Annotated in this window: 9 protein-coding genes; all 9 read left to right on the top strand. The window is 65.2% G+C overall.

Annotated features, from left to right (window positions below):
• The first annotated feature begins 135 nt into the window (after positions 1-135).
• Positions 136-684 (top strand): hypothetical protein, encoded by a 549-nt coding sequence (locus ACPT9U_RS16870; protein ID WP_435751796.1) that lies wholly within the window; start codon positions 136-138, stop codon positions 682-684.
• On the top strand, positions 684-1,736 hold the full coding sequence (locus tag ACPT9U_RS16865; RefSeq protein ID WP_435751795.1) for a hypothetical protein: 1,053 nt from the start codon (positions 684-686) through the stop codon (positions 1,734-1,736). Before ACPT9U_RS16870 ends, ACPT9U_RS16865 begins: the two co-directional genes overlap by 1 nt.
• Positions 1,733-2,338, top strand: a complete 606-nt coding sequence (locus ACPT9U_RS16860; protein WP_435751794.1) for a hypothetical protein — start codon at positions 1,733-1,735, stop codon at positions 2,336-2,338. Before ACPT9U_RS16865 ends, ACPT9U_RS16860 begins: the two co-directional genes overlap by 4 nt.
• 219 nt (positions 2,339-2,557) lie before the next feature.
• A complete protein-coding gene (locus ACPT9U_RS16855) occupies positions 2,558-3,229 on the top strand; it encodes a CDP-alcohol phosphatidyltransferase family protein (RefSeq protein WP_435751793.1) in 672 nt (223 codons plus the stop codon).
• Positions 3,226-4,986 carry a bifunctional alpha/beta hydrolase/class I SAM-dependent methyltransferase gene (locus ACPT9U_RS16850; RefSeq protein ID WP_435751792.1) on the top strand — a complete coding sequence of 587 codons (1,761 nt, stop codon included), beginning with the start codon at positions 3,226-3,228 and terminating at the stop codon, positions 4,984-4,986. The genes ACPT9U_RS16855 and ACPT9U_RS16850 overlap by 4 nt, the downstream gene beginning before the upstream one ends.
• The gene (locus tag ACPT9U_RS16845; RefSeq protein WP_435751791.1) at positions 4,983-6,386 is read left to right on the top strand and encodes a phosphatase PAP2/dual specificity phosphatase family protein; all 1,404 of its coding nucleotides are present in this window, start codon (positions 4,983-4,985) and stop codon (positions 6,384-6,386) included. Before ACPT9U_RS16850 ends, ACPT9U_RS16845 begins: the two co-directional genes overlap by 4 nt.
• Positions 6,383-7,018 carry a lysophospholipid acyltransferase family protein gene (locus tag ACPT9U_RS16840; RefSeq protein WP_435751790.1) on the top strand — a complete coding sequence of 212 codons (636 nt, stop codon included), beginning with the start codon at positions 6,383-6,385 and terminating at the stop codon, positions 7,016-7,018. Before ACPT9U_RS16845 ends, ACPT9U_RS16840 begins: the two co-directional genes overlap by 4 nt.
• A gap of 5 nt (positions 7,019-7,023) precedes the next feature.
• A complete protein-coding gene (locus ACPT9U_RS16835; protein ID WP_435751789.1) occupies positions 7,024-7,968 on the top strand; it encodes a phosphatidate cytidylyltransferase in 945 nt (314 codons plus the stop codon).
• A 104-nt stretch (positions 7,969-8,072) separates the two neighbouring features.
• Positions 8,073-8,259, top strand: a 187-nt coding sequence (locus tag ACPT9U_RS16830; RefSeq protein WP_435751788.1) for a TadE/TadG family type IV pilus assembly protein, incomplete at its 3' end; no start/stop codon positions are given.

The raw sequence follows: 8,259 nt of genomic DNA, 5'->3' as shown, positions 1-8,259 counted from the left end.
TCCTTGAATGCTTGTCCGTACCTGGCCACTTCTTTCTTCCGTTATCGCCCTCGGGTTTCAGATTCTATCGAGGCGACAACCATCTTGACCTAGAGGGCAGACAGCGAGGCCGAATGGCAAGAAATGTGGGGACGAATGGCAGCTTGGGAGCGGCTGCGCCAGATCATTGAGGCAAAGTGGAAGGAGATGGTAGGTGACAAGATGAAGGCATGGGGAACTGACACCAAAGGCAAAATCATCAGTGCCGATGGTTTAGGCCTAGCGCCAACTTCAGAGTATTTGTCACTTCTAAAACGATTAAAAATGCAGAATAATGGGTTGATAAAAATAGGAATAAAACCGTATGTGACTGGCCTCCACGGCAAGACCCCGATCTGGGCGGAAGCCGCCAACACATTCGGCAACTATGCCTTGTTCGCGGGCGTACCGACCACTCTTTACACGCGTCTGATGGACTTCTTCGCAACAACTGATTGTCATACTTCGGCAGTCAAACAAATGTTCCAGTTGCCTAAATACGGCTATGACGAAAAACATGCTAACCCGAACGATGCCGAAACTGAGAGATGGGTCAGGAAGGCGGCCCAAGCGTGGAACGGCTCTTCTGGTTATGCGGATATGGTCTGGCCAATCTACAAGCGATATTACGACCAGCATCACAAAAAAACAGAGGTATGCAACTAATGCACACTAAATTCAATTGGGCTATCGCCGCAATCTGTGTATCAGTACCTCTGAGTGGCTGCAACACAGATGACGAGAGTCTTAACCACCATTTTGATCTGGTTCAGGCTGCCCCCGCTGATTCAGCCGAAGCCGCGCAATTAGTTTATCCATTAAACGATGTGCGCCATCACTTTATCGGAAAGGAAAAGCCATCGCTCGATGATAATGCACTTCTTCGACTAAGGGCAGGAAGCCAGGAAAATGATAAGCCAGAAATATTGGTCAAAGAACTGGACTACCCGACGCTCGAGTATGCACCGGATGGCACGCTCTACTTCATCGGCGACAATCAGGACGCGATCGTTGCCATCCATCCGAGTGGCAGCAGCAAGGTGATAGTCCGGTCGGGAGTGATGGGATACGTAACACCTGACGGCGGGAGCCAGCCTGAGCCGATGTACAACACCTTCGAGGGCCTAATCCTCACGAGCAGAGGCAGGCTCCTGACTATGCAGAACGGGGCACTTCCTTATGAAATCGACGCTGAAACTGGGGACAAAACATTCCTTGCAATGACAAGCCCAAAGGGTGAGGTTTTCCGTAATGAGCTTGATATGATTAATTCAAGCGACTTCGACCCCCAATTTACGTCTCTGCGCTCTGATGGTGACTGGATCATCCTTTACAGCCCGTCTGAAAAGAGTTGGTGCCGCTACAAGAGAAACGGGAAGATTGAAAGAATTGAAGAACCGTTGAGCTTGAATAACCCTGACGTTTATTTGAACGTGACGGACCAATACGGCATCACCGGCCCAGATGGCTACATCTACGCCGTCGAGCAAGGCAAAGGCAAACAAGAGCCCGACCGCGTCATTCGTATCGGCGATTCTGGCTTGTCCAGCCTGCGCAAGGATGCCAGCCGTGTCGTTATCGCCCAGTTCAAGCATGGAGAGCTCACGGGTTCCATTGCCTTTAGCCCTAGCGGAGCCCTGGCGGTTGGAGCCAAGAATCGCATTTACCTAATCACGCCCGGACCAGCCGGCAAGCCGCAACACGGGAGACTGCCTTGAACCGCCGCCATTTTCTTGGTGCGCTGTCTATCGGCTTCGCTTTTCCCGTTACGGCCAAGATGCTTGTTGGCGCAACACCCATGAAGGGAGAAAGACCGTTCGCCACTTGGCTTGCCGCGCAGAGGCTCGATGGGCTCAAGCTTGCCAATCCTGATGAACTGACTCAGATAATCTTTTTCGTCGACCCCAACTGTCCCGCCTGCGCATCATTGTGGGCATGGTTCGACACCACCCCCCGCCGCAGCCTTGCCAGCCTTTGGGTGCCCGTGGCCTACATGAAACCTTCCAGCGCCGCTCGCGCCGTAGCACTGTTGCGCGCCGCTGATCCGTATTCGGCATTGGGTCGAAACTATGGCAAAGGGTTTGACCATGCAGCCTGGGAAGGGGCAATCGAAGCGGCCCAGGACATCACTCCTTCGGAGCAAGTGCAACTGAATGGCAATCGACGCTTCTGGGTTGGCTTGTTTGGCGCCACCCCGCTCGTTTTGTATCGGCAAGCCGATGGCTCGGCATGGCAAGCGGTGGGGCTTCCACGTGGCGGGCTTGACGCGCTCCTGCCTAAACTGGCTGCGCCGAAACTGCAGACGTATCAGCCGAGATAAAGCACGCTGCACCGGCCTATCGAAGCGCCGAGATCCTTGTTGATTCCCCTTTGCGTCAGACAGGACGTCAATCTCACGCACTTCGAGCATCACTTTCCACTTCACCCCCTAGGCAACTCCAAGGACCGCCCCGCACAGGCCTGCCACTTCTACGCATTCATCATGTATGCGTTTAGCATTTTGATGCTATCATGCGCCGCCATTCTCCCCCGTCGGCCCATGCCCCTCACCCTCTACCAACTCAAGCCCGCCTTCCAGTCCCTGCTGCGCCCGCTGGTGGCAGGACTCGCACGCCGCGGCGTCACGGCAAACATCGTCACCACCGCCGCGCTGCTCGGTTCCGTCGCGCTCGGTGCCCTGCTCGCCCTCGATCCGGCACGCACCACCCTCTTCCTGCTGCTCCCCGCCTGGATGCTCCTGCGCATGGCCCTCAACGCCATCGACGGCATGCTCGCGCGCGAGTTCGGCCAGCAGAGCGCGCTCGGCGCCTATCTCAACGAGCTGGCCGACGTGGTCTCCGATGCCGCGCTGATACTGCCGTTCGTGTTCGTGCCGCCTTTCGGCTGGGCGAGCGTCGGGGCGGTGATCTTTCTGGCGACAGTTTCCGAGATGGCGGGTGCGCTCGGGCCCATGGTCGGTGCGCCGCGGCGCTATGACGGCCCCATGGGCAAGAGCGACCGGGCCTTCGTGTTCGGGGCGCTCGCGCTCGCCGTGGGACTGCTCGGCGGCCTGCCGGGCTGGACCTTCTGGCTGATGCCGGTCATCGGGTTCGCCATCCTCATCAACACGATCAACCGGGTCCGCAACGGCGTGCGCGCAGCGCACTGCGGCGCGCCCGGCTCGGACGCGACTCACTCCACCCCGACTCACTCCGACTCAGCCCGATCATGACCATCAGCCAGCGCCCCTGCGCCGAACACCACTTCGCCACTCACGATGGCGAGCAGCTCTTCTATCGCCATTGGCCGGCCACGGGTACGCGGCGCGGGGCCATCATGCTGCTGCACCGCGGCCACGAGCATTCGGGGCGGGTGGCCCACATCGTCGACGAGCTGGATCTGCCGGATTTCGATTTCCTCGCGTGGGACGCACGCGGGCACGGCAAGTCCCCCGGAGCACGCGGACACTCGCCCAGCGTCGGCACCTCGGTGCGCGACGTGCAGACCTTTGCCGATCACATCCGCGACCAGCATGGCGTGGCCGCGCCCGAGCTCGTCGTGCTCGGGCAGAGCGTGGGCGCGGTGCTGGCGGCGGCCTGGGTGCATGACTATGCGCCGCCGGTGCGCGCCATGGTGCTCGCCTCGCCAGCCTTCAGCATCAAGCTCTACGTGCCGTTCGCCCGCCCGGGGCTGGCCTTGATGCACAAGCTGCGCGGCAATTTCTTCGTCAATAGCTACGTCAAGTCGAAGCTGCTCACCCACGATCGTGCACGCCAGGCGTCGTACGACAGCGACCCGCTGATTGCGCGCGCGATCTCGGTGAACATGCTGCTCGGCCTGCACGACACCGCACGGCGCATCGTCGATGACGCGCAGGCGATCACCGCGCCGACGCAACTGCTGATCTCCGGCGCGGACTGGGTGGTGCATCACGGGCCACAGCATCGCTTCTTCGCCAAGCTGGGCGCGCCGATCAAGGAGAAGCACGTCCTCGACGGCTTTTTCCACGACACGCTGGGCGAACGTGAGCGGGCGCAGGCGATGACCCACATCCGACGCTTCGTGCTCGAGCGCTTCGCGCAGCCGGCGGCCGCGCTCGACCTACGCGCCTGCGACCAGCGCGGCCACAGCTTCGACGAGGCACGCGCGCTCGCGCAGCCGCTGCCGGCACTGAGCCCGCGCGGCCTGTTCTGGCGCGGCTATCGTGCCGGGCTGAAGCTCGCCAGCCGTGTTTCGGACGGCATCCGGCTGGGTTTCGAGACCGGCTTCGATTCGGGCAGCACGCTCGACTACGTGTATCGCGACCGGCCTGCCGGCCACGGGCCGCTGGGGCGCATGATCGACCGCCATTACCTCGACGCCATCGGCTGGCGCGGCATCCGCCAGCGCAAGCTTCACCTGCAGGAGCTGATCCACCGCACGCTCGACCGGCTGCACGCCGACGGGCAGCCCTTGCAGATTGTGGATATCGCCGCGGGGCACGGCCGTTACGTGATCGACGCACTCGAGAGCAGCACGCACGAGGCGGTGAGCGCACGCCTGCGCGACTACAGCGCGCTCAACGTGCGCGAAGGACAGGAGCTGATCGCCGCGAAAGGCCTGCACGCGCGCGTCGGTTTCGAGCAGGGCGATGCCTTCGACGCGGACAGTGTGGCCGCGGTCGCGCCGCGCCCGAGTCTGGGGATCGTGTCGGGGCTGTACGAGCTGTTCCCCGACAACGGCATGCTCGAGCGCTCGCTTGCCGGGCTGGCACAAGCGGTGCTGCCCGGCGGCTACCTGATCTACACCGGCCAGCCCTGGCATCCGCAGCTCGAGATGATCGCCCGTGCCCTCACCAGCCACCGCGGCGGACAGGCCTGGGTGATGCGTCGGCGCAGCCAGCAGGAGCTCGACCAGCTCGTGGCCGCCGCCGGCTTCGAGAAGCTCGAGCAGCGCATCGACGAGTGGGGCATCTTCACCGTGTCGGTCGCACGCAGGCTGGCCGCGTGAGCGAGGCGCGTGGGTCGGGCGCCGGCGCGCGCGCGCGGGACGCGGGCGCGATCCAGTGGCGGCGCAGCATCGCCTGGCTGCTGTTCCTGGGGCCCTTCTTCTTCCTCAGCTACGGCGCCGCCAACCAGTGGGCGGCGGGGCTCGAGCAGCTGGGCTCGATCCGCTACGACTGGGAGCGGGCGATCCCCTTCGTGCCGTGGACGATCGTGCCCTACTGGTCGATCGACCTGCTCTACGGGCTCGCCTTCCTGTTCTGCCGCAGTGCGCGCGCGGTCGATCGTCTCGCCTGGCGCCTGCTCGGCGTGCAGTTGGTCTCGGTGGCGTGCTTCGTGCTGTTTCCGCTGCGCTTCGGCGGCGGGCAACCCGAGGTCGCCGGGGTGTTTGCGCCGCTGTTCGATGCGCTGCGCGCCTTCGACCAGCCCTTCAACCAGGCGCCTTCGCTGCACATCGGCCTGCTCGTGGTGATCTGGGCGCAGTTCGTGCGCCATTCGCCGCCGCGCTGGCGGGGGCTCATCCACGCCTGGGCGCTGCTGATCGGCGTGTCGGTGCTGACCACCTGGCAGCACCACTTCATCGACCTGCCCACCGGCGCGCTGGTCGGTGCGCTGGCCTTGTGGCTGTGGCCCGACGAGGGCGACCTACCGCTCGCCGGCTTTCGGCTGACGCAGGACACCAGGCGGCGCCAGCTCGCCGCACGTTACGCCGCCGGCGCCGCGGTGTTCGCGCTACCGGCGCTGGCCGGCGGCGCCTGGCTGTGGTCGCTCTGGGTGGCGGTCAGCCTCGCGCTGCTCGCGCTGATTCACCTCGGCCCAGGTGGCGCCGGCTTGCAGAAGACGAGCGGCCGCCATTCGCTCGCGGTGCGCATGCTGCTGGCGCCGTACCTGCTGGGCGCACGCATCAACCAGCGCCTGTGGTCGCGTCGGCGGCCGGATCGTGACCTGATCTGCGACGACGTCTGGCTCGGCGCCCTGCCCGCACGGCTCGATCCGAGCGACGGTCGCCTGCCGGCGCTGGTGGACCTCACCGCCGAACTCGCCGCGCCCCACACCGCGCCACACAGCGCGCCACACAACGCGGCCCGCTACCGCAACCACGCCTGGCTCGACCTGGTCCCGCCGTCGCCGGCGGCGCTGGCCGAGGCCGCGCACAGCATCGAGGCCCTGCGCGCACACGGCCCGGTACTGGTGTGCTGCGCCCTCGGCTACGGGCGTAGCGCGGCGGCGGTCGCGGCCTGGCTCGTCCTCAGCGGTCGGGCGCCCGACGCCGCAGAGGCCATCGCGCGCATCCGTGCGCGCCGGCCGCGCATCGTGCTCCACCCGCCCCACCTGCACGCGCTCGAGGCGCTCGCTGCCCACGCCCCCTGCGCCACGATCCCGCTCGCAGCGCCCTGCCAGACATGAAGATCGAACGACTCCTCGGTGCCGCGCTGTGCGGCCTTGCGCGCGTGATCACCGGCGCGCGCGCCATCCACCACGCCGCACAAGCCCCCGACCCGACCGGCGAGCCCAGCGTGTACTACGCCAACCACCGCAGCCACATCGACTTCCTGCTCGTATGGGCCGCGCTGCCGCCCAGGGTGCGCCGGCGCACGCGGCCGGTGGCCGGCGCCGATTACTGGCTCGCGAGCCGGCTGCGGCGCTACGTCGCGCTGCGCATCTTCCGGGCCGTGCTGGTCGAGCGCGGAGGCGCAGCGCATGCGGCCGCCGATCCACTCGCGGCGATGCACGCCGCGCTCGATGCCGGCGAGTCGCTGATCGTCTTTCCCGAAGGTACGCGCAACGTCGGCGACGCGCTGCTGCCCTTCAAGAGCGGCATTTTCCGCCTCGCCCGTGCGCGTCCCGGGCTGCGCTTCGTGCCGGTCTGGGTCGAGAACCTGGGCCGTGTGATGCCCAAGGGCAGCTTCATCCCGGTGCCCCTGCTGTGCGCGCTGCACTTCGGCGACGCGCTTCGCCTGGGCGATGACGAGGCGCGAGGCAGCTTCCTCAACCGCAGCCGCGAGGCGCTGATCGCGCTCGCGCCACCCGCCGCGTGACCACCATGGACGTCTCCGCCACCCTCGTGCGCATCTTCGGCGCCGTGTTCCTCGTGCTCGCCGTGGCCAGCGCCATCGGCCTGACGCTCAAGTGGCGCAGCGGCTTCGACCGCCCCCACGCCACCATCGACAACCTCAACGCGCGCCTCAAGGCGTGGTGGATCATGATCGCGGTGATCGCGGCCGCAACCTGGACCGGGGCGTGGGCGGTGATCGGCCTGTTCGCGCTGGTCTCGTTCCAGTGCCTGCGCGAGTATGTCTCGCTTGCGCCCACGCGCAAGGGTGACCACCGCGCGCTGATCTGGAGCTTCTACGTCTTCCTGCCGCTGCAGTACTACCTGATCGCGGCGGGCTGGTACGGCCTGTTCTCGATCCTCATCCCGGTCTACGCCTTCCTGCTGCTGCCGATCTCGGCCTCGTTGGGCGCCGACACCGCGCGCTTTCTCGAGCGCAGCGCCAAGATCCAGTGGGGACTGATGATCTGCGCGTATTGCCTGTCGCACGTGCCCGCGCTGCTCACGCTCGAGATCCCCGGCTACGAGGGGCGCAACCTGCTGCTGGTCGTGTTCCTGCTGCTTACCGTGCAGTCGAGCGACGTGTTCCAGTACATCTGGGGCAAGCTGCTCGGCCGCCACGCGCTGTCGAAGCAGATCTCGCCCTCGAAGACGGTCGAGGGCCTGGTCGGCGGCGTGTTGAGCGCGACCGTGATGGGCGCGGCGCTGTGGTGGATCACGCCCTTCAGCCCGGTCGAGGCTGCCTTCGTCGCGCTGGTCATCAACACGCTTGGGTTCTTCGGCGGCTTCGTGCTCTCGGCGATCAAGCGTGACCGCGGCGTCAAGGACTGGGGCCACCTCATCGAAGGCCACGGCGGCATGCTCGACCGCGTCGACTCGCTGGCGTTTTCCGCGCCGGTGTTCTTTCACCTGCTGCGCTATGGGTGGACGCCATGAGTGGTGGATTGCCGCCCTGCACCGCACACGCTTCGGGCAGCGCGCCTCGGTGCTCACCGCGGACGAAGCTCGCCGGGCTCGGGCGCACGCCCGGCGCATCCATCGTGATCGAAGCTTCAACTGCAAAGCTCATCCACCCCCGCCGAGTCACAAACACGCCGTCCTCTCAGCGCGGCGCGACCCTGGTCGAACTCGTCATCGCCGGCCCGCTCGTGCTCTTCATCCTGCTCGTGCTGATGCAGTACGCGCTGCTGTTCCACGCCAGAAGCCAGCTCAACTACGCCACCTTCG

The sequence above is a fragment of the Thauera sp. AutoDN2 genome (assembly GCF_051280715.1).
Classification (GTDB): domain Bacteria; phylum Pseudomonadota; class Gammaproteobacteria; order Burkholderiales; family Rhodocyclaceae; genus Thauera.
The sequence above is the reverse complement of the archived record's forward strand: the minus strand, read 5'-3'. Positions and strand labels throughout refer to the sequence as shown.

Bases quoted from the DNA above. Each gene is read 5' to 3' on its own strand.
- ACPT9U_RS16870 (WP_435751796.1), top strand. From the start codon at position 136: ATGGCAGCTTGGGAGCGGCTGCGCCAGATCATTGAGGCAAAGTGGAAG.
- ACPT9U_RS16865 (WP_435751795.1), top strand. From the start codon at position 684: ATGCACACTAAATTCAATTGGGCTATCGCCGCAATCTGTGTATCAGTA.
- ACPT9U_RS16855 (WP_435751793.1), top strand. From the start codon at position 2,558: ATGCCCCTCACCCTCTACCAACTCAAGCCCGCCTTCCAGTCCCTGCTG.
- ACPT9U_RS16850 (WP_435751792.1), top strand. From the start codon at position 3,226: ATGACCATCAGCCAGCGCCCCTGCGCCGAACACCACTTCGCCACTCAC.
- ACPT9U_RS16840 (WP_435751790.1), top strand. From the start codon at position 6,383: ATGAAGATCGAACGACTCCTCGGTGCCGCGCTGTGCGGCCTTGCGCGC.
- ACPT9U_RS16835 (WP_435751789.1), top strand. From the start codon at position 7,024: ATGGACGTCTCCGCCACCCTCGTGCGCATCTTCGGCGCCGTGTTCCTC.